The following is a 19,481-nucleotide window of genomic DNA, read 5'->3' on the forward strand; positions in this document are numbered from 1 at the left end:
TCGGAGTACGGGGTCCGATGCTGCTCAAAGGGGCCTGGAGATGCTTGCCGGAAACCTTCCGGAAGCTCAACGTGTTGATTTATAAGGAAAGTGAAAAGTGCTTCAGCGCTTGACGGCGAACACCCCGTCCAGCGCCAGCTCGGGCTTGAAGCCGGCCTTCTCCAGCCGCTTGGCGACCTCGCGCGGCACATCGCGGCCGCTGGTGAGCTTGTTCGGGGCCCCGGTGTAATGGAACATCCGGCCGCCCGGGCGGATCACCCGCGCCAGCTGGTCATAGAACACCTGCGAGTATAGTTCGCCGGCAATGCCGAAGCGGGGCGGGTCATGCAGGATGGCGTCGACCGACCGGTTCTCCAGTGTCTGGATCTGCTCGGAGACATCGCCCTGGGTCAGCGACAGCCGACCGCCGCTGCTGGCCGCGTCCGGGTCGGGCGACCACGGGTTGAGGGTGCGCAGCCACAGCACGTCGGGATTCTTCTCGAACGACTGGATGCGGGTGACCCCGGCCTCCAGGCAGCAGGCCGCGAAGTAGCCAAGGCCGCCGCACGTATCGAGCACGGTCTTACCCGCCGGGGCCACCAGGGCCACCTTGCGGCGCGCGTCCTCGAACGGCGAGACCTGCGCGCTGGGCAGCATCTTGATCCCGTCGATCTCGAAGGTGGGGGCGTCCCATTCGGTGGGTACCAGCTTGATCAGCGCCGAGCCGAACCGCGAGACCGGCAGGAACTCCTCGCCGTCCCAGTAATACAAGGTGCGGTCCTTGGTCTTGCCCGGGTAGTCGTAGCGCTGGCCCTGCCACTGCCAGTGGTCGGCGGCCAGGGTGGCGGTGCCGGTGCTGCGGCCGAGGTCGAGCGAGCCGGTCCATTCGCCGGCCCCGCTGTCGCGGGCACGCGCCAGGGCATCGGCGGAGGAACGGGTAAGCAGGGGACCGGTGTAGTGGGGCACGGGCAGTCGGGCAGGCTAGCGGGGTGGGTAGGGTACCCGAGCCGGTGATTTCCTACCGGCCAACGCGTCGCCGGACGACCCGAGCGGGTGGGCTGCGCTGATCGCGGGCGGCGGAGGCGGTTCGCACACTGGCTGCATGGAGATGCCCAACCCGTATCCGGCGTTCGACAACACCTGGGGCTTCAGTGCCTACCTGCGCGACCCGCGCAGCCGCCTGCTGGTGGAGCAGCCGGACGTGCTGCGTCGGGCCTTCCGCATTGCGCGCCACACCCGTCCGTTCGTGCTGCACGCCATCGTCGTGCTGCCGAGCCAGCTGCACGGCGTGTGGACCCTGCCACCGGGCGATGAAGAAGGCGAGTCCCGCTGGCGGCAGATCCAGGCGGTGTTCGACCGCCAGCTGCCCGGCCAGCCACCGCGCGCGCTGCTGCGTCGCGACCGCTGCGCGCGGCCGTTGTGGCAGGCCGACTTCCCGCAGCAGCGCATCGTGGATGCGGCGGCCCTGCAGCAGCACATCGCATGGGTGCACCACTGCCCGGTGCAGCAGGGGCACGTGCGCGAGCCCGCGCAGTGGCCGTACAGCTCCATCCACCGCCGTCGCCGCCATGGGGCGGGGGTGGAATGAACGTGGTTTACAGGGGATGGCATCACCGTTGGGCGCGCTCGTCGCGCTGGCGTCAGCTGCATATCCGCGGTTCGCCGCTGCGCTGCACCTCGGGTGGAGGTGCCTGTATCAGTCGCAGCCTGTTCTAAACACCGGGCCGGCACCGATCAGCACCAGCGTCATGTAGTCACTGTCCTTGGCTTTTCCTCGTAGCGATGCCCCGGGCTTGAGGTGGAACAAGCCGAAGCCGCCGCTGTTGCGGACCAGGGCGCGGTCGATCTGATCGGCGTCGCTGGGAAAGTAGCTGGCCACTTCGTCGCGGCGGGCTTCCTGAAGCGGTGCGGCCTCGCGTTGCCATTGGTCGTCGCGGTTGAAGGACACGTAGTACCGCCCCTGTTCCTGTTCAATGCGGAAGTCCGCGGCTTTGCGGGGGTGAGTGCTGTAGCAGCCCAGCATGGGGTCGGCGGAGTACACCGCGTCGCCGGCATTGCGCTTGCCGCAGCCGGTGAGCAGAAGTAGGGGGAGCAGGAGCAGACAGGGCAAGGCGCGCACGGCGGTTCTCCTGACGGCAGATGTTGCGTCATAGTGCCGCACCCTGCGCCTGAGCGGTGTGCAGACCGGGCGATGGTGTACGGTGGGAGCTGACCCGTTCACCCATACCCCCATGTCAGACCCCACGCCTTCGCCTGCCTCTTCCTCTGCCCCGTCCCGTATGCCGGGTAACCGTGCGCCCCTGCTGGGGATCGGCAGCTTCCTGGTGGCCCCGGCCATGTTCGCGGTGGCCTACGCGGTGGGCCAGGCCTCGCCCGAGGTGGGGCGCTGGCTGCTGGGCAATGCAGGCATCTCGCTGGGGGTATTGGGGGCTTCGATCGTCGGCGTGATTGTCGGCCTGGGTTCGCGCGTGCGAGGCGAACGCTGGCCGTGGTTGGGAACGGCCGGTGCAGTGTTCAGTTCGTTGCCGCTGGGACTGTTTCTGCTGGGGATGATCTTCAAGCTGTAGCCAGGCTCTCGCAGCCGATCGCGACAAAGAAGAAACAGGCAGAGGTCGAAATGGCCAAATGCCAGAGCGCCCACGGATGTCCCCCAACCGCGATCAAGTCATTGATAACAGTGGGGTTCGGTGGGATGTCGATGATTCGCGAGTCACATCAGTAGCACCGCCAGTCGCTTTCATGACGCGGTGCTCACTTTCGACCGAATGACGGAACAACACTTCGCGCTCCCAACCAACAAGGGCAAAGCGCATGAAGTGTTTGATGTACCTGCTACTGGCAAGTTCGTTCACGGCAAGTGCCAGCAATTCCGACTCCTACACAGACCGCTATGAGACGGACGCCGCTGGAAATCGCGTGGTAGTGCGTACGAGTGCTGCCGTCGATTCAAACGGTGTCGTCCGGTACGTGGAGCAGCGGCTGGATCCGGTGGACGAAACGACGTTCATCTACGATCCCAGCATCCAGAGTGAAGCCACCAACCGATATCACGAGGCGTTCTGCGCACAGCATGGAGGCGTCCCATCGCTTGATGGCGAAACCGTGCTGTCCGGTGCGGTCAGCGGGTGGGGATGTCGACCCACACAGGGGCCAAAGGATCATCTGGAACCCGGGGCACCTTCGGACGCATCCATCCTGAGCGAAGCCCCCGATTTCGTCAGCGCCCGGGCACCCAACGGTGTCGTCGCGGTCGGAAACTTCATTGCCTATGGGTACGTGACAGCCAAGAGCAGTCAAGCTGGGAGGCTTGCAACCAGCGTCACGGCGGACGGCGGGCGCTGCCGGATGTCGAAGAGCTGGTCGTACTCTGGTGCGTTCAACGACGCCCAGCAGGTGTGGGTGAACTGTTATGTGGATCGTCCCCGTGTCATCTCTACGCGGACCGAAGCCTGTATTCCCAAGCGATGCACGGCGAGCAACGGGGAAATGACGGTGCGTTGATCATCCGTCTACGTGGAGCCGGGCTCTGCCCGGCTGAATTTCACCGGGCCCGTACGTCACGCAGCCGGGCGAGCCCGGCTCTACATCTGGTGCACTTCGACGGTGATGTGCACCAGTTCTTCGTGGATGGCCAGGGCATCGCGCAGGGTGTCGGCGGACACCGCGTCGGTGCTGACCACACTGGCAACGACGGCGAACTTGCCGCGGCCGACCTGCCAGACGTGCAGGTCGGCCAGCTTCGCCGACCACGGCCCCTGTTCGATCACCTCGCGTACTTCGGCCACCACGGGCGCGTCCATCTGCGCGTCCAGCAGGATGCGGCCGGTATCGCGCAGCAGGCCGATGGCCCACACGGTGACCAAGACCGCGCCGACGATGCCCATCACCGGGTCCAACCACGCCGCGCCCCACAGCTTGCCGCCGATCAGGGCCACGATCGCCAGCACCGAGGTCGCGGCATCGGCCAACACGTGCAGATACGCCGAGCGCAGATTGAGGTCCTGATGGTGGCCGTGTGCGTGGCCGGCGTGGTCGTGGTGATCGTGATGCCCGTGGTCGTGATGTGCGTGGCCATGGCCGTGCGAATGACCGTGACCATGCGAATGACCGTGACCATGCGAATGCCCCGGGCTGTCATGCAGCCACCAGGCGCAGATCAGGTTGACCACAAGCCCGACCACGGCGATGGCAATGGCCTGGTTGTAGTGGATGCTGCTGGGTACGAACAGGCGCTCCACCGACTGCACCGCCATGAGCAGGGCCACACCGAGCAGGGCGATGGCGCTGGTGTAGCCGCCCAGGATCTCGATCTTCCAGGTACCGAAGGCGAAGCGACCGTCATGGGCGTAGCGGCGGGCGCAGGCATAGGCGAATGCGGCCATGCCCAGCGCCAGCGCGTGCGAACTCATGTGCCAGCCATCGGCCAGCACCGCCATGGAGTTGAACCACCAGCCGCCCACGATCTCCACGACCATCATCACCGCCGTCAGGTAAAGCGCGCGGCGGGTCCGGCGTTCGGCCAACGGATTGCCGTCGTCAAAGTGATGGCTGTGGCGGCGGGCGTCGGCGGCAGCGGCGAGGGACATGGCGGGGCACGGAGGGCGGGCGAGGGTGTGCAATGTATACCCCATGGGGGTATGCGTCCAGTGTATGCTCCGGCCCATGGCACACGTCAACCAACACCGAAAAGCACTTCTGTCCCGGGTCCGTCGGATGGCCGGGCAGGTGGCTGCACTGGAAACCGCCCTGCAGAACGAAGACGCCGATTGCAGCGACGTGCTGGTGCAGGCCTCGGCCGTACGCGGTGCCGCGCACGGGTTGCTGATGGCGCTGCTGGATGAGCACCTGCAGGCGCACGTGGTGTCGTCCGACGATCCGGCGGAGCGTGCGGAAGAAGCACAGGTGCTGGTGAAGCTGCTGCGGTCTTACGGGCGCTGATCAGAAGGTTTGGCTTGCTTGCCAGCTACGTCTGGGTCATGCCGATCGCGATGCGGTAGCTGAGGATCCGAAACGGCATGGGTGTGAATCACGCAGGTGCCAACGCGGCGCATAGGTGCGGTGGTCATTCAGCGGTGCAAACATCTCGCAGAGCGTGCCATTGCCGACAAGGATGCGCAGCCAGATGACGCGATCGGCTGCATCTGGCTTTGCGATCTATTGATCGTGGAAGCTGCCTCTGGCGTTGGTACACAAGGCGTTGCGAGCCAAGACGCTTGGCCGAGAAACGCGCGTCTTGATCGCGTTTCAATTCTTCGACGCAGTTCACACTTTTGATGATTTCAGAGATGAAGACTCGCCGCTCCCAACCAAGGAGGCGCAAGCCCATGAAGTCATTGGCGTATTTCCTGATCGCTACTTCATTCGTAGCAGCAGCTAGCGAAGAGCAGCCCTACTCTGATCGAATAGAAGTGGATTCTTCGGGAAACACGATTGTCGTTCGGACTAGTTCAGTGCCGGACCCCAACGGTGGCACTAGGAAGGTGGAGCAGCGGTTGGATCAAGTGGATGAAAAAACCTACGTTTACGATCCAAGCATTCAGACTGAGGCAACCACGAAGTATCACGAGGAGTTTTGTGCGGAGCATGGTTTGGAGCCGTCGCTTGACGGAGAATCCGTGATCTCTGGTGCAGTTAGTGGGTGGGGATGCCAGCGACCGCGTGCTCAACGAGAGTCGCACGATGAAACATCCGGTCTGCAAAGCGGGGCATCCGAAAAGTCCACCGACTATGTCTTCGCCATAGCTCCTTCCGGTTCGTTTCCTGTAGGCAATTTGCTGGTGCATGGGCGAGCACGTGCAACAAGTAGCGTCGCTGGACCTCTATCCGCGACTGCCTCCGCCGATAATGGGCGGTGCAGCTTCTCACAGACTTGGAACTACGGCGGTGCGTTCAATGACGATAGGCAGGTATGGGTGAATTGTTACGTGGGACAGCCTCGCTTCATCAACTCCAGAATGGAGGCTTGTGTCCCCAGGCAATGTGGACATGCGACGGGCACCATTTCTATCCGTTAGTCGATCGCGCAAGATTTCTCCAACTCAGCTAGGCCCGCGTAGTTAGCGGCCAAACTGGATGGGAATTGAAATCGCATAGGCAAGGCCCCGCCAGGCGTATGTCGTCGGCGGGGTCCTCGCATCAGAAGGCCGATGGCCTCAATGCCGATGCCGCCGCCATCCGTTCCACACGTGCGTGCCGGCCAGCAGCAGGCTGCCGATCACCGTCATCGGCGTCTCCGTGTCATGGCTGGGCCACTCCGCTGCGCCGGCCAAGAGAAACAACAGCCCAGCAACTGCCACCGCGCCCGCCCATAGCGGCACCGGATAACGCAGATGGGCCCGCCACAGCGCAATGCCGGTCGTGGGCGCGGCGATCGCCACGAACAGCACGTGGACCCACTCGGCTTCGGCCCAGACCCCCAGCAGTGGCAGGGCGGCAGCCAGCAGTGGCAGGGCCAGGCAGTGCAGCAGGCACAGCGCAGACAGGGCAATGGCTCCTGCGTCCAGCAGGGAGGCGTTGGGGTGCTTCATGGGTGGGGGACCCTTGGCTTTCGAGTGTTATACAGTAACATTTATTCTCCTTTCCAGCCGACCCTGCCATGAACGCTTCTTCTGCTGCTTCCGATCCGCGCCTGCCGGTGACCGTGTTGTCCGGCTTCCTGGGCGCGGGCAAGACCACCCTGCTCAATCAACTGCTGCGCAACCGCGATGGTCTGCGGGTGGCGGTGATCGTCAACGACATGAGCGAGATCAACGTGGACGCCCAGTTGGTCCGCGACGGCGGTGCGGCCCTGAGCCGCACCGAAGAGACCCTGGTGGAGTTCAGCAATGGCTGCATCTGCTGCACGCTGCGTGACGACCTGCTGCAGGAAGTGAAGCAGCTGGCGTCGGCCGGGCGCTACGACTACCTGCTGATTGAATCGACCGGCATTGCCGAGCCGATGCCGGTGGCCGCCACGTTCCAGGTGCGCGATGCGCAGGGCTTCAGCCTTGGCGACATCGCGCGGCTGGATACGCTGGTGACGGTGGTGGACGGGCAGAACTTCCTGCACGACTTCGCCGGCAGCGACCGCTTGGCCGACCGCGGGCAACAGGCCGGCGAGGACGATGCGCGTGGGGTGGTGGACCTGCTGGCCGAGCAGATCGAATTCGCCAACGTGATCGTGGTCAGCAAGTGCGACCTGATCGACGACGACACACTGCAGCAGACCCTGGCGGTGCTGCGCGCGATGAATCGCGATGCGCGCCTGGTGCTGTCACGGCACGGTGATGTGCCGATGCATGAAGTGTTCAACACGCTTCGTTTCGATTTCGTGCGCGCGCAGCTGGCCCCGGGCTGGATGCAGGCGCTGCGCGGCGAGCACACACCGGAGACGGAGGAGTACGACATCAGCAGCTTCGTCTACCGCGCACGTCGCCCGTTCCATCCGCAGCGTTTCGCACGCGCGCTGGAAACGGGATTGAACAGCGTGATCCGCAGCAAGGGCTTCTTCTGGTTGGCCAACCGCATGGACTGGGTGGGCGAGCTGTCGAGCGTGGGGGCGTCCACCCGCACCCAGGCGGCCGGGTTCTGGTATGCGGCCCGTGAGCGTGTGGATGCGGGACTGGAGGACACCGTGCCGCTGCTGCCGCCGCCGCAGATTCCCTACACCGATGCCGGCTGGGTGCGGCAGCAGACGTCCTGCTGGACCGCGGCCCTGCCGGCCGCGCATGAAGTGAGCGACCCGGGCGAGTACGCCGCGATGCGGCGGATGTGGCACCCGCTGTGGGGGGATCGCCGCCAGGAACTGGCGGTGATCGGGGTGGCGATGGACGAGCGTGCGGTGCGGGCGGAACTGGATGCGTGTCTGCTGAATGATGAAGAGATGCGCGCGGGGCCGATGGTGTGGCAGGTGCTGCCGGATGCGTTCCCGGTGTGGGCGCGGGGGGCGTAGAGCCACGCCTTGCGTGGCTAGGGGAACGACCTGTGCCGTAGAGCCACGCCATGCGTGGCTGGGGCGTTTTCCGGCGCGAAAAGCAGCCGGGCAAGACCCGGCTCTACGGCTTCCAACCTGCGGCGGTGGCCTCCAGGCGATGGGTGATGCCTACCGCCTCCAGGAGGGCGTCATCGTGCGACACCATCACCAGGGTGCCGGTGTAGCTGCGCAGCATTGTCTCCAGTGCGGCCAGCGACGGCAGGTCGAGGTGATTGCCGGGCTCGTCCAATAGCAGCAGCGGCGGCGGCTGCTCGGCATACAGCACCGCCGCCAGCGCTGCCTTCATCCGCTCGCCGCCGCTCAGGGTGTGCAGGGGGCGAAGAATGCGTTCGGCGTCCAGCCCCAGCAACGCCAGCCGTGTCCGAAGCACGCCCTCGCTCTCCATCGGATTCGCCCGCTGCAACAACGCCAAGGTAGAGCGGGGCTCTGCCCCGCTGCCTTCGGCAACAACCGCCCCACCCTCCTCAAACACGCTCTGCTCCAGCAACGCACAATCCACCGCGCGTCGCACCTCCCCGGAAAGCGGCGGCAAACGCCCGGCCATGACCCGCAGCAATGTCGACTTTCCGCTCCCATTACCGCCACACACCGCCACCCTCGCACCGCCCGGAATGCGCAGGTCGATCCTGTCCAACGGTGGTGCCAGCAACGGAAGCCGCACGTCGCGCAACTCCACCGCGACCTGCGGACGCATCCGCTCCAGCGCGGGTGTCAGCAGCGCCACCTGCACATCCGCCTCGACCTGCGCGGCGGCCGCGCGCACCCGCTCATCACTGTCAGCGCGGCGACGCAACAGCTGCGCCTGCAGCCGACCGGCACTGTGTTCGCTGCGCTGCTTCATGCCGCCCAGCAGGATGGGAGCCTGGTTGGCGGTGCGGGCGTCGCGCGTGGCCCGCGCCTGTCGATGGGCCTGCCGTTCGCGCTGTTCGCGCTCGGCCTGCTGCTGCTGACGGCGTTCGTGTTTGCGCAGGGCGAGCTCGGATTCGGCGGCGCGCTGTGCCTGCTGTTTCTGCTGCAGGTAGAGGTCGTAGTTGCCGCCATGACTGTGCAGCCCGTGCGGCGTGAGCTCGACGATGCGCTGCATCTGGCGCAGCAGGGTGCGGTCGTGGCTGATGACGATCAAGCCACCACGCCACTGCCCCAGTGCCTCGAGCAGGCGTTGACGGTGCGCGCTGTCCAGATGGTTGCTGGGCTCATCCAGCACGAGGGCGTCGGCGTCGGACAGCAGCGCACCGGCCACGGCGACCTGCATGGCCTGGCCGCCACTCAGTTGGCGCGCGGGGGCGTTGGGGTCCAGTGCCGGCAAACCGAGCTGCTGCCACAGCGCCTGCAACTGCGCACGCAGGGACCAGCGCTCGCCGACGCAGGCGAAATCGTCCGGGTCCACGCTGCCCGCTTCGATGCGCGCCAATGCATCCAGCACCGGAGCCACCCCGGCCAGATCGGCAATGCGTCCGGCTGGCGTGCCGCTGTGCTGCGCCAGCAGATGCACGCGCCCCTGGCGCTGGATCTGGCCGCCGGTGGGCGTGAGCTGGCCGGCGAGCAGGCGGCCGAGCACGCTTTTGCCAACGCCGTTGCGCCCCACCAGACCGGTGGGCGTGGCGTCGAAGGACGTGGAAAGATCTGAAAAGAGCACCCGACCTTCGGGCAGGGTGAACGTCACGCGGTCGAGCGTGAGAGAAAATGCGGTCATGCGACCTCCATGGATGCCGTAAATCCCAGCGAACCGCCACCTGCACGGGCAGGGCGGAAGGGAGTCAGGCCGTCATTGCGACGGCGGCATCAATGGCGCATGCGGGCATACCTCAGCACAGGGCGGCTGGCTGCCGCGGGGCCATTGTAACCCCGTAGCGCCCGGTGTCACATCGCGCTGTTGGGGTTCTGCATGTTTTCCTTGGCCTTGCCGTACTGCTTGAGCCGCTTCTCGTGGTAGGTGATGAACTCGCTGGAGGACAGCGGGCGCGAGAACAGCCAGCCCTGGCCGAACTCCACCTGCCGCGCCTGCAGATAGGCGAGCTGGGCGGAGGTTTCCACGCCTTCTGCCACGGTGAACAGGCCCAGTGTTTTGGCCATGTCGATGATGTGCGATGTGACCGGGCTGGTGGCGCTGTGCGTGCCAATGGCCTCGATGAACGACTTGTCGATCTTCAACGCATCCAGCGGCAGGGTCTGCAGGTATTGCAGGCTGGAGTAGCCGACGCCGAAGTCGTCGATGGCCACGCAATGGCCGGCGCGACGGGCCGCCGCCAGCGAACTGCGCGCGCCTTCGATGTCGATGAAGCCGCGCTCGGTAGCCTCCAGCCATATCTGCTGCGGGTGGATGCCGGTGCCCTGCAGTTTGGCCGACAGCACCTTGAGCGCGCGCCCGCTGCCCACGTCGCCTGCCGACAGGTTGATGGCGATGTGGGCGCTGCGATCACGTACCAGCAGATCACGCATGTCGTTGATGACCAGGTCGATGACATGGTCGGTGAGCGCGTCGATCAGTCCGGTCTCTTCGGCCACCGGTATGAACAGATCCGGCTTCACCTGGGTGCCATCGGCGCGGCACCACCGCACCAGCGATTCAGCGCCGACGCAGACGCCCGTGTCCAGTTCGATGATGGGCTGGTACTGCATGCTCAACTCACGCCGGCGCACGGCGCTGGCCAGCTCATTGCGCAGGCTGTGGCGTCGGCGTGACAGCCACAGCGCGCCGAGCGCGCCCAGCAGGGCACCGATCACCGCCAGCGGCAGCAGCGCCCAGGGCTGGCGGCCGAGGCTGTCGACGAAACCGGTGCGAGGGGACACCGCAATGGCCAGCCACTCATGGTCCTGGGCGGTGGCATACCAGCTGTGCGTGGTGTGCCCGGTGGCGGGTGTGCGCAGCAGCCGGGACAGCAGCTCCTGGTCGGGCAGGGCCTGCTGTGCCACCAGCCGTCCGTCCGGCGTGGCCACGGCCAGGCGCACGGTGGGGTCGGCAATGACATCGACGAAGCGGCTCGGGTCGATGAGCAGGTCGTGCTTGCCCAGCTGCATCGCGAGCATCGGGCTGCCGTCGCCGGCCTGGGGGCGCACCCCGAAGGTCAGCGCGGCCCCGTCGGCGGTGGTGTGGTCCGCGATAGGCTCGGGAATGTCGGATTCGGTCATGCCCCAGGAGGTGCAGCGCAGCTTGCCGCGCTCGAAATAGCCCACCTGTTCGGCCGTGCGGGTGCTGACGGCGAGGTTGCGCATCAGTTGCACATGCTCGGGTGAGCAGGGCGGCACCCGGGTCTGGTTGAGCTTGCGCAGTGCCTGCAACCCGCCCTCGTAGGCACGGTGCGCGCGCAGCAGGGTGCGTTCGGCCGTGGACGCCAGGGTGCTTTGCTCAACCTCCTGTTGGCGGAGCCAGCTGAAGTACGCCACCGTGATCACGGGCAGCGCGGCGCCGATGAGGGCACCAAGCACGATGGCGGCGATGGTCCTGGCGCGCTTCAAGCTGACCTCGGTCGAAGGGGTATGGGGATGCAGGGCAGCGCTATGACACCACCCGCGGCCGGCTTTTGGAACAGGACTTCCCGTAGATGGCTGTCGGAATTTGCCCAGTGTCGGTATCGGGCCGCAAGAGCGGGGTGAAGCCGTCACCCGACCCTCATGGGGCCGGCAGGATCATCGCGCCACCCTGTGTGTGGCCCCTGCGGGCCCAGAGCCGATGAAGCGTCCGCCGGTTGTCGTGATGGCCCTTGTTTCGCTGCTGGCGTGTGCGCCGGCGGCGGCGCGGACGGTCTACCGGTGCGTGCAGAACAACACCGTCAGCCTGGCCACCGCGCCGGAGCCGGGTTCCAAGTGCACCGCGCAGGAACTAGACGACAACGCGGTACAGACCCCCAATCTGTGGGGCAACATGGGGGTGTTCAGCGGCACCCTGTACGAGCGCGAACAGGACGGGCGGCTGGTGTACTCCACCCGCAACCTGCCGGGGTCGCGGGTGTTCCTGAAGTTCACCGTGAACACACCCCCGGGCGAACCGGCGCATCCGGGCCTGGGGAAGGTCGGACCGCCGCAGTTGAACCGGCATGCGAAGCAGTTCAAGGCGGCCGCGCGTGCCACCGGAGTCGAAGACGCCTGGCTGCGGGCGATCGCGCATGCCGAAAGCAACTTCGATGCGGGCGCGGTATCCCCCAAGGGCGCGCAGGGCGTGATGCAGCTGATGCCCGACACCGCCACCGAACTCGGCGTAACCGACCCGTTCTCGGCCGACCAGTCCATCACCGGCGGGGCGCGCTATCTGCAGGCGCTGCTGAAGCGCTACAAGGGCGACCGCACGCTGGCAGCGGCGGCCTACAACGCCGGCATCGGCGCGGTGACCCGCTACAAGGGCGTCCCGCCGTATGCGGAAACCCTGGCCTATGTGGAAAAGGTCAGCGCGCTGTATGTGCGCTACCGCGACGCGATGGGCGGTGCCCCGCAGACCCCGGCGCGGTAGGCGCTGCGCTCAGCTGCCGTCGAACAGCGGATACGTCTCGATGCGACCCACGCGGTTCACCGTGGCCTGTACATCCGCGCGCTGCGCCAGCGCCCGGTGGCGGGCGTGGAGGGTGGCGTTGGCGGGTAGCGGCGGGCCTTCGCGCAGTTCCTGCAGGTCGCGCAGGGCGCTGCCGCGCTCCATCGGGTCTTGCAGCTGGCTGATCAGCGAAGCCGCCGCGTCGTCCATGCGGTTGTCGATCAGCAGACCTTCGCGATAGAGCACGGGATTGACGTCGCGCTGTGCCAGCAAGGCCTGACGGGCCTGCTCGGCGGCGGCGGTGTCATTGAGCTGCAGAGCGGCGCGCAGGTTGACCAGCTGCAGTATGCCGTCGCCGTAGCTGCTGAGGTGGGTCAGGTCCTTGACCGCCTGTCGGGCCAGCGCCGGGCGGTGCAGGCCGACGTAGAGGGTGCCCAGGTTCAAGGCCTGGCTGACCGAATCCTGCGCGGGGTCGGCCATGCGCGCGGCCAGCTCGCGCGTGGCAACGGCCTCGTCGAAGCGACCCAGCCGCCGCAGCGCGATGGCGCGATGGTCCAGCAGCCAGGCAATGTGCTGGCCTTCCTCGCCCGGACTGGCGCTCAGCTTGCTGGCAATGTCTTCCAGTGGCTGGGTCATGCCCACCACATCCTCCAGTTCGCCTGCCACCAGCAATGCGTGGCTCAGCTCCGTGGCCATCTGGTTCACACCCGGCGACAGCATGGTATCCACGCGCAGCTGGTCGATGCGTCGGCGCGCGGCGGCCACCGGGTCATGGCGCGGGTCATCGCGACGCAGATAGGCATCGAAGCGCTTGTCACTGCGCAGGGTCACCAGGGTCAGCGGCGCATCAATCCGCTCCAGTGTGGCAACGACCTTGTCACCCTGGTTGGCCTCGACCTGCAGCGTGGCCAGCACGGTCCACAACTCCATGGGCTCGACGCCCTCGATCTTCCACTGGTGGTCGAACAGCGCCTGCAGCAAGGCCAGCCGGCGGACCGGCTCCTGCTTCAGACGCAGGTGCAGGTGATGCACGAAGTTGGCGTCGAGCTCCGGAGCCCCGTCGGTGTCGACGATGCCCTGGATCAGATTGTCGGTGCCCGCGTCGATCTCGTCCTTGAAGATCTGGTGCTGGCCCAGCACCAGGCGCGCGGCACCGTTGTGCGGGTCGACCTGCAGGGCAGTGTCCAGGCGCTGCAGGGCCACCTTTTCTTTGCCCTGGCGCGCGGCCACCTGGGCCCCCATCAACCATGCGGCACTGCGCACGCGCACGTCGAGGCTGGCCATGCGCGGGTCCGGCAGCAGGCGGTCGTAGGCGATGCCCGCGCCCAGCGTGTCACCCTCCATGGCTTGTTCGGCAGCGGACTTCAGTGCATCCAGCAAGGCGGGGTCGCCGGCGAGCGCGGGTTTTGCGACCTGGACAGTGCCGGCCGCTGTGGCCTGCAGCGGCAGAGTCGACGTGCCGAGTACGGCCAGCAGCAGTGCCAGCGCGTGGCGGGAACAGACGGGCATGCAGAGCTTCCTTGCGTATGTCATGCCCCGATTGAAACCGGAACCGGGCAATGGCACAAGCGCGGCGCCGGCTGGGCAGGCGCTGGCGAAGCCGTTATCGTCGAGGGCGGATCAGGACAAAGTTGCAGATGACGCGCACGCAATGGACGCTGGTGGGAGGCGTGGTGGTACTGGTCCTGGGCGCTCTGGCCTGGACCTTCCTGCGGCCTGACCCGTTACCCCAGCCGGATCCCGGCCCGGCCCCGACGGTGCTGGGCTGGACCCCGCAGATCGACCTGCGCGCGGGCGATGGCGTCGGTGGGCTGCAGGAGGGCGCGGGTGCCCAGGCGCGGTTTGCCGACCCGTATGGCGTGGCGGTGGGTGCCGATGGCGTGGTCTACGTCGCCGATGCGGGCGACAACAACCGCATCCGCCGGCTGTGGCCGGATGGCCGCGTGGAGACCCTGGCCGGGCATGGCGAAGGCTGGACCGACGGCCCGGCCGCACAGGCGCAGTTCAATACCCCGTCGCAGCTCGCCGTCGATGCGGCCGGCACGGTGTACGTGGCCGACACCGGCAACCACGTGATCCGCCGTATCGGCACAGACGGGACGGTGAGCACGCTGGCCGGCGATGGCCAGCCCGGCTTTGCCGACGGGATCGCTGCACAGGCGCGCTTCAACGGGCCGATGGGCGTGGCGGTGGACGCGCAGGGGCGCGTGTATGTGGCCGATACCTGGAATGACCGCATCCGTGTGATTGAGCCCGACGGTCAGGTGCGCACGCTGGCCGGTGGCGACGCGCCGGGCAACGTGGACGGTGCCGGCGTCGGCGCGCGCTTCGATACCCCGGTCTCGCTGGCGCTGGATGCACACGGCAACCTGCTGGTGGCCGATCTCTACAACAATGCGGTGCGTCGGCTGGCAGCGGACGGCACGGTGGACACGCTGGTGGCCGACGGCGGGCTGATCAGCGGGCCGATGGCGATCGCGGTCACCCACGATGACGTGCTGTATGTCAGCGACATCAACGGCAAGCTGGTGCAGGTGTCCGCGCACGGCCATGCAGTGGCGCTGGTCGGCGTGCCGCCACAGCCGCGCTTCTCGCGGCCCACCGGCGTGGCGCTGGACGCAGACGGCGGGCTGTACCTCGCCGATGCCGCGTCCTACCGCGTGCACCACCTGCATCCCGCGCAAGCGGACGCGCCTACCCCGCCTCCGGCGTTGATCGGCCCCGCCCCGGATGCGCCGCTGCCGGCCACCGGCGGCCGCTGGCCGCTCGACCCGCAGCTGGGCTGGCACGAGGTGGTGGGCACGCTGGGCGAGGTGCGCGGCAGCTTCAAGGGCGAGAGCCGGCATCACCTGCACGATGGCTTCGATATCCGAGGTGACGTGGGCCAGACCGTCCGGGCGGTGGCCGACGGCAAGGTAAGCACGCCGTTCGCCGCGTGGTCGGTGGGCGACCAGGCCGAAGGGCTGTCGCTGGATCGCATCCGCTACATCCATATGAAGGTGGGTCGCGATGCACAGGGGCGTGCCTTTGACGCGCGCTGGCCGCAGCTGCTGGACGAGGACGGCAAGCTGGAGCGTGTGCGCGTACGCCGCGGCACCCGCTTCGCCGCCGGCGACCCGCTGGGCAGCATCAACCGCATGGCGCATGTGCATCTGAGCGTGGGTGCCAGCGGTTTCGAACGCAACGCGGTGGCGCTGGGCTTCACCGGATACGCCGATGCCTATGCGCCGCGCATCACCGGTGTTGAAGTGCTGGATGATGCCGACCAGCCGATCAAGGCCGGTCCAGAGGGGCGTGTGCCGGTATCGCAGACGGGACCGGGCGTGCAGATCGTGGTGGAAGCGTGGGACCAGGTGGACCGAAACCTGCCGCGCCGCCGCCTGGGCCTGTATCAGGTGGGTTACCAGATCCTGGATGCGGCCGGACAACCGCTGCAGGGCTATGAGCAGCCGCGCTTCAACATCGTGTTCAACCGCATGCCGCGCGAGCGCAGCGCCACCGTGGTGGCGTATGCGCCGGACAGCGGCATCACCGTGCATGGCAGCGCGGTGACCCGGTTCCGCTACCTGGTGACCAACACGGTGCGCGATGGTCTCGTGGAGACAGGGCGCTGGTCGCCTGAGGCGCTACCGGCGGGGGAGTACATCATCCGCGCCAGTGCGCGTGATTACAGCGGCAATGAGGCGGTGGGGCCGCGTGATTTGAAGATCACAGTAGTCCCGTAGAGCCGGGCTCTGCCCGGCTTTACGCGGCGGCGCTCACCCGCACGCGCTCGGCCTGCATATCCGCCACCGGCCGCACTTCAATGCTGCCGTAACGCGACCATGGGAACTCGCGCGCGATCCGCATCGCGTCATCCGCATCACGCGCATTGATCAGATTGAACCCGGCCAGGAACTCACGCGTCTCGGCAAACGGACCGTCGGTGATGCGCTCCTGCGCCTGACGCACGCGCAGGGTGCGGGCCTGCTGCACCGGCTGCAGCTGCTGCGACATCACCAGGGTACCCTGGGCCTGCAGTTCGTCAGCGTGGGCGAGGCAGCCGCGCATGTGGGCGTCGTACTCCTCGGGCGGCAGCGCCTGGATGAGGTTCGGGTCGATGTTGATCAGCAGCAGGAATTGCATGGTCGGTCCACCGGCAGGGGGAAGGCGGCCATCATGCCGCAGCCCGCGCTACGGGGGTGTTGCAGTGCGCCAAATTCCTCCTGTTCAGGCTGAAACCGTCAAGACATGACGGGATCGCAAAAATTTTTGCCGGGGATGTCGATCCGCGCTCCACTGGCACGTCGTATGTCATGAAGGGCCCACCGACCGGGCCCGTGAACAGGACACGGCAATGAAAGTGATGGTGATCGTCAAAGCCAGCCCGGAGACCGAAGCCGGGGTGTTGCCCACCGAGGCCGAGCTGGCCGCGATGGGCAACTTCAACGAAGAACTGGTCAAGGCCGGGATCATGCTGGCCGGCGAAGGCCTGCAGCCCAGTCATCGCGGCCACCGGGTGGTCTACGGCGGGTCCGCTCCGAGGGTGCTGGATGGCCCGTTTGCCGAGACCCGCGAACTGATCGCCGGGTTCTGGCTGTGGCAGGTGCGCTCGATGGACGAGGCGCTGGAGTGGGCCAAGCGCGCGCCGTTTGCCCCCAACGACGTGGTCGAGCTGCGCGCGCTGTATGACATGGAGGACTTCGGTGAAGCCTTCACCCCGGAATTACGTGCGCAGGAACAGCGTCTGCGCGATCAGATTGAAAAGAACGACTGAACATTTTCGATGACACGCATGGCGTGTCACTACCTGGAGACCGCTGATGAAACTGATTCCCTTCCTGGGCTTCAATGGCCAGACCCACGAAGCCATGGCGTTCTACGCCAAGGTGCTGCGCGGCAACGTCACTTCGGAGACGAAGTACGGCGACATGCCCCCCAGCGACAACATGGACGGCTGCGGCGATGCCCCCGGTCCGCTGGACCCGAACCTGGTCGCGCACAGCCAGCTGGAAGTGGGCGAGGCGATCCTGATGGCCGCCGACGGCCCGCCGTCCGACGGTGCCGGCACCACCACCATCAACATCGACGTGGACAGCATTGAAGAAGCCGAACGCGTGTTCAAGGAATTGTCTGAAGGCGGCAAGGTCACCATGGCCATCGGCGAAACCTTCTGGGCGCACCGCTGGGGCATGCTCGAAGACAAGTACGGCAAGCCGTGGATGGTCAACTTCATGAAGTCGTTCCCGTAACGCCATTCCATTCCGCCACGGAAACTCACTGGTAGCGCCGGCCGTTGGCCGGCCCTCGCACACCTGGAACGTTCGATGAAACTGACCAACGAACAGATGATCTTCGTCAACCTGCCAGTCAAGGACCTCGACCGCAGCAAAGCCTTCTACACCGCGCTCGGCTACACCCTCAACCCGACCTTCTCCAACGACGACGGCGCGTGCATCGTGATCAGCGAGCACATCTTCGTCATGGTGCTGCGCAAGCCGTTCTTCGAGACCTTCATCAGCAAACCGATCGCGGACACCGAGGCCACGGCGGCGGTGATCAACGCACTGTCGGCGACCAGCCGGGACGCGGTGGACCAACAGCTGGAGAAGGCGCTGAAAGCCGGCGGCACCGAGCCGCAGCCACCGCGTGACTACGGCTTCATGTACCAGCGCAGCTTCCAGGATCCGGACGGGCACCTGTGGGAAGTGGCCCACATGGATATGGACGCCGCGCCGGGCTGAGTGGTTTCATTCCCGGCATGGATGCCACGCTGACACACCGACTGGATACTCTCTGGCGCATGGAAGCGCCGGCTCTGATCGCACGCCTGGCACGCATGCTGGGCGGCGACGTGGGGCGGGCCGAAGAACTGGTCCAGGACACCTGGTTGGCCGCGCTGGAGCGCTGGCCCGAGCAGGGCGTACCGGACAATCCCGGAGCGTGGCTGATGACCACCGCGCGCAACCGCGCCATCGACGTGCTGCGCCAGCACCAGCGGGTGGCGGGGCAGCATGCACAATGGGGCAGCGAACTGGAACCGCAGCCGTTGCCGTTGCCCGACGACAGCGAGGCGCTGGCCGACGATATCGGCGATGACCTGCTGCGGCTGATCTTTGTGGCCTGCCACCCGGTGCTGGGCGCGGATGCACGCGTCGCGCTGACCCTGCGCCTGCTCGGCGGGCTGACCACCGAGGAGATCGCGCGCGCCTTCCTGCAGCCGGAGCCGACCATCGCCCAGCGCATCGTGCGGGCCAAGCGCACCCTGGCCAGCAAGCAGGTGCCGTTCGAGGTGCCGCGCCAGGCGGCGCTGCCGGAGCGGCTGGCCTCGGTGCTGGAAGTGGTCTACCTGGTGTTCAACGAAGGCTATGCGGCCAGCAGCGGCGACGACTGGATGCGCCCGGCGCTGTGCGAGGAGGCGCTGCGCCTGGGCCGGATCCTGCAGCAGCGCCTGCCGGTGTGGCCGCAGGTGCACGGCCTGCTGGCGCTGATGGAACTGCAGGCCTCGCGGGCACGGGCACGGGTGGATGACGAAGGCAATCCGATCCTGCTGCCGGACCAGGACCGCAGCCGCTGGGACCACCTGCAGGTGGCGCGGGGGCAGGCGGCGTTGCGCCGCGCACTGGAACTGGGCGGGGCGGACGATCCGTATGTGCTGCAGGCGTCGATTGCCGATTGCCATGCCCGCGCGCGCCATGTGGACGACACCGACTGGGCGCGCATGGCCGCGTTGTATGCCCGGCTGGCACAGGTGAATCCCTCGCCGGTGGTCGAGCTCAACCGCGCGGTGGCGGTGTCGCGGGCCGAAGGCGCAGCCGCCGCTTGGCCGCTGGTGGAGTCGCTGGCGGCGGATGCCCGGTTGCAGCAGTACGCGCCGCTGGCGGCGGTGCAGGGCGACCTGTTGTCGCAGCTGGGGCGTCTGGACGAGGCGGCGGAGGCGTTCGCGCGGGCGGCTGAGTTGGCTACCAATGTGCGCGAAAAGGCCTTGCTGCTGGCCAAGGCCCGGCATCCCGCCTGACCCAGCGCCGAGCAGCCACGCAGGGCGTGGCTCTACGGAATCCGGGACTGCCGTAGAGCCACGCCCTGCGT

Annotated in this window: 19 protein-coding genes; 11 read left to right on the forward strand and 8 right to left on the reverse strand. The window is 66.9% G+C overall.

Annotation, left to right across the window (positions count from 1 at the left end; translation table 11 throughout):
- Positions 1–102 precede the first annotated feature (102 nt).
- Positions 103–945, reverse strand: coding sequence for an MnmC family methyltransferase (locus QMX83_RS04470; RefSeq protein ID WP_282295455.1), 843 nt, complete (start codon positions 943–945; stop codon positions 103–105).
- Positions 946–1,081: 136 nt separating this feature from the next.
- Here QMX83_RS04470 and QMX83_RS04475 point away from each other — a divergent pair, with 136 nt between their 5' ends.
- Positions 1,082–1,567: a transposase gene (locus tag QMX83_RS04475; protein WP_282295456.1), complete on the forward strand. Its 486-nt coding sequence runs from the start codon at positions 1,082–1,084 to the stop codon at positions 1,565–1,567.
- 108 nt (positions 1,568–1,675) lie between these two features.
- Here QMX83_RS04475 and QMX83_RS04480 read toward each other — a convergent pair whose 3' ends face one another.
- The gene (locus QMX83_RS04480) at positions 1,676–2,098 is read right to left on the reverse strand and encodes a hypothetical protein (RefSeq protein ID WP_282295457.1); all 423 of its coding nucleotides are present in this window, start codon (positions 2,096–2,098) and stop codon (positions 1,676–1,678) included.
- Positions 2,099–2,210: 112 nt separating this feature from the next.
- Between QMX83_RS04480 and QMX83_RS04485 the strand changes: the two genes are divergently transcribed.
- Positions 2,211–2,546, forward strand: a complete 336-nt coding sequence (locus tag QMX83_RS04485) for a hypothetical protein (RefSeq protein ID WP_282295458.1) — start codon at positions 2,211–2,213, stop codon at positions 2,544–2,546.
- Between the two features lie 256 nt (positions 2,547–2,802).
- Positions 2,803–3,480, forward strand: a complete 678-nt coding sequence (locus QMX83_RS04490; RefSeq protein ID WP_282295459.1) for a hypothetical protein — start codon at positions 2,803–2,805, stop codon at positions 3,478–3,480.
- A gap of 80 nt (positions 3,481–3,560) precedes the next feature.
- Here QMX83_RS04490 and dmeF read toward each other — a convergent pair whose 3' ends face one another.
- Positions 3,561–4,565: a CDF family Co(II)/Ni(II) efflux transporter DmeF gene (gene dmeF, locus QMX83_RS04495; RefSeq protein ID WP_282295460.1), complete on the reverse strand. Its 1,005-nt coding sequence runs from the start codon at positions 4,563–4,565 to the stop codon at positions 3,561–3,563.
- A gap of 76 nt (positions 4,566–4,641) precedes the next feature.
- On the opposite strand from dmeF, the gene QMX83_RS04500 reads away from it, so the two are divergent.
- On the forward strand, positions 4,642–4,917 hold the full coding sequence (locus tag QMX83_RS04500) for a metal/formaldehyde-sensitive transcriptional repressor (protein ID WP_282295461.1): 276 nt from the start codon (positions 4,642–4,644) through the stop codon (positions 4,915–4,917).
- Positions 4,918–6,131: 1,214 nt separating this feature from the next.
- Here the strand turns inward: QMX83_RS04500 and QMX83_RS04505 are convergent.
- Complete coding sequence (locus QMX83_RS04505; RefSeq protein WP_282295462.1) at positions 6,132–6,506, reverse strand: MerC domain-containing protein; 375 nt, start codon at positions 6,504–6,506, stop codon at positions 6,132–6,134.
- 68 nt (positions 6,507–6,574) lie between these two features.
- Between QMX83_RS04505 and QMX83_RS04510 the strand changes: the two genes are divergently transcribed.
- Complete coding sequence (locus tag QMX83_RS04510; RefSeq protein WP_282295463.1) at positions 6,575–7,909, forward strand: GTP-binding protein; 1,335 nt, start codon at positions 6,575–6,577, stop codon at positions 7,907–7,909.
- Positions 7,910–8,012: 103 nt separating this feature from the next.
- Here the strand turns inward: QMX83_RS04510 and QMX83_RS04515 are convergent, their stop codons facing one another.
- Both QMX83_RS04515 and QMX83_RS04520 read right to left on the reverse strand, forming a co-directional pair.
- Positions 8,013–9,644, reverse strand: a complete 1,632-nt coding sequence (locus tag QMX83_RS04515) for an ATP-binding cassette domain-containing protein (protein WP_282295464.1) — start codon at positions 9,642–9,644, stop codon at positions 8,013–8,015.
- Between the two features lie 167 nt (positions 9,645–9,811).
- Positions 9,812–11,407 (reverse strand): EAL domain-containing protein, encoded by a 1,596-nt coding sequence (locus QMX83_RS04520; RefSeq protein ID WP_282295465.1) that lies wholly within the window; start codon positions 11,405–11,407, stop codon positions 9,812–9,814.
- Between the two features lie 214 nt (positions 11,408–11,621).
- Between QMX83_RS04520 and QMX83_RS04525 the strand changes: the two genes are divergently transcribed.
- Positions 11,622–12,395: a lytic transglycosylase domain-containing protein gene (locus QMX83_RS04525; RefSeq protein ID WP_282295466.1), complete on the forward strand. Its 774-nt coding sequence runs from the start codon at positions 11,622–11,624 to the stop codon at positions 12,393–12,395.
- A 9-nt stretch (positions 12,396–12,404) separates the two neighbouring features.
- Here QMX83_RS04525 and QMX83_RS04530 read toward each other — a convergent pair whose 3' ends face one another.
- The gene (locus QMX83_RS04530; protein ID WP_282295467.1) at positions 12,405–13,922 is read right to left on the reverse strand and encodes a hypothetical protein; all 1,518 of its coding nucleotides are present in this window, start codon (positions 13,920–13,922) and stop codon (positions 12,405–12,407) included.
- A 128-nt stretch (positions 13,923–14,050) separates the two neighbouring features.
- Between QMX83_RS04530 and QMX83_RS04535 the strand changes: the two genes are divergently transcribed.
- A complete protein-coding gene (locus QMX83_RS04535) occupies positions 14,051–16,138 on the forward strand; it encodes a gluconolaconase (protein WP_282295468.1) in 2,088 nt (695 codons plus the stop codon).
- A gap of 19 nt (positions 16,139–16,157) precedes the next feature.
- Here QMX83_RS04535 and QMX83_RS04540 read toward each other — a convergent pair whose 3' ends face one another.
- Positions 16,158–16,538 (reverse strand): YciI family protein, encoded by a 381-nt coding sequence (locus QMX83_RS04540; RefSeq protein WP_282295469.1) that lies wholly within the window; start codon positions 16,536–16,538, stop codon positions 16,158–16,160.
- 211 nt (positions 16,539–16,749) lie between these two features.
- Here QMX83_RS04540 and QMX83_RS04545 point away from each other — a divergent pair, with 211 nt between their 5' ends.
- The 4 genes from QMX83_RS04545 (at position 16,750) to QMX83_RS04560 (ending at position 19,410) form a co-directional block, all read left to right on the forward strand.
- Positions 16,750–17,169 (forward strand): YciI family protein, encoded by a 420-nt coding sequence (locus QMX83_RS04545; protein WP_282295470.1) that lies wholly within the window; start codon positions 16,750–16,752, stop codon positions 17,167–17,169.
- Between the two features lie 46 nt (positions 17,170–17,215).
- Positions 17,216–17,644 (forward strand): VOC family protein, encoded by a 429-nt coding sequence (locus QMX83_RS04550; RefSeq protein ID WP_282295471.1) that lies wholly within the window; start codon positions 17,216–17,218, stop codon positions 17,642–17,644.
- Between the two features lie 75 nt (positions 17,645–17,719).
- The gene (locus tag QMX83_RS04555; protein WP_282295472.1) at positions 17,720–18,136 is read left to right on the forward strand and encodes a VOC family protein; all 417 of its coding nucleotides are present in this window, start codon (positions 17,720–17,722) and stop codon (positions 18,134–18,136) included.
- A 17-nt stretch (positions 18,137–18,153) separates the two neighbouring features.
- Positions 18,154–19,410, forward strand: coding sequence for a sigma-70 family RNA polymerase sigma factor (locus tag QMX83_RS04560; RefSeq protein WP_282295473.1), 1,257 nt, complete (start codon positions 18,154–18,156; stop codon positions 19,408–19,410).
- Positions 19,411–19,481 lie beyond the last annotated feature (71 nt).

The sequence above is a fragment of the Stenotrophomonas sp. PS02289 genome (genome assembly GCF_029960115.1).
In the GTDB taxonomy this organism is placed as follows: domain Bacteria; phylum Pseudomonadota; class Gammaproteobacteria; order Xanthomonadales; family Xanthomonadaceae; genus Stenotrophomonas.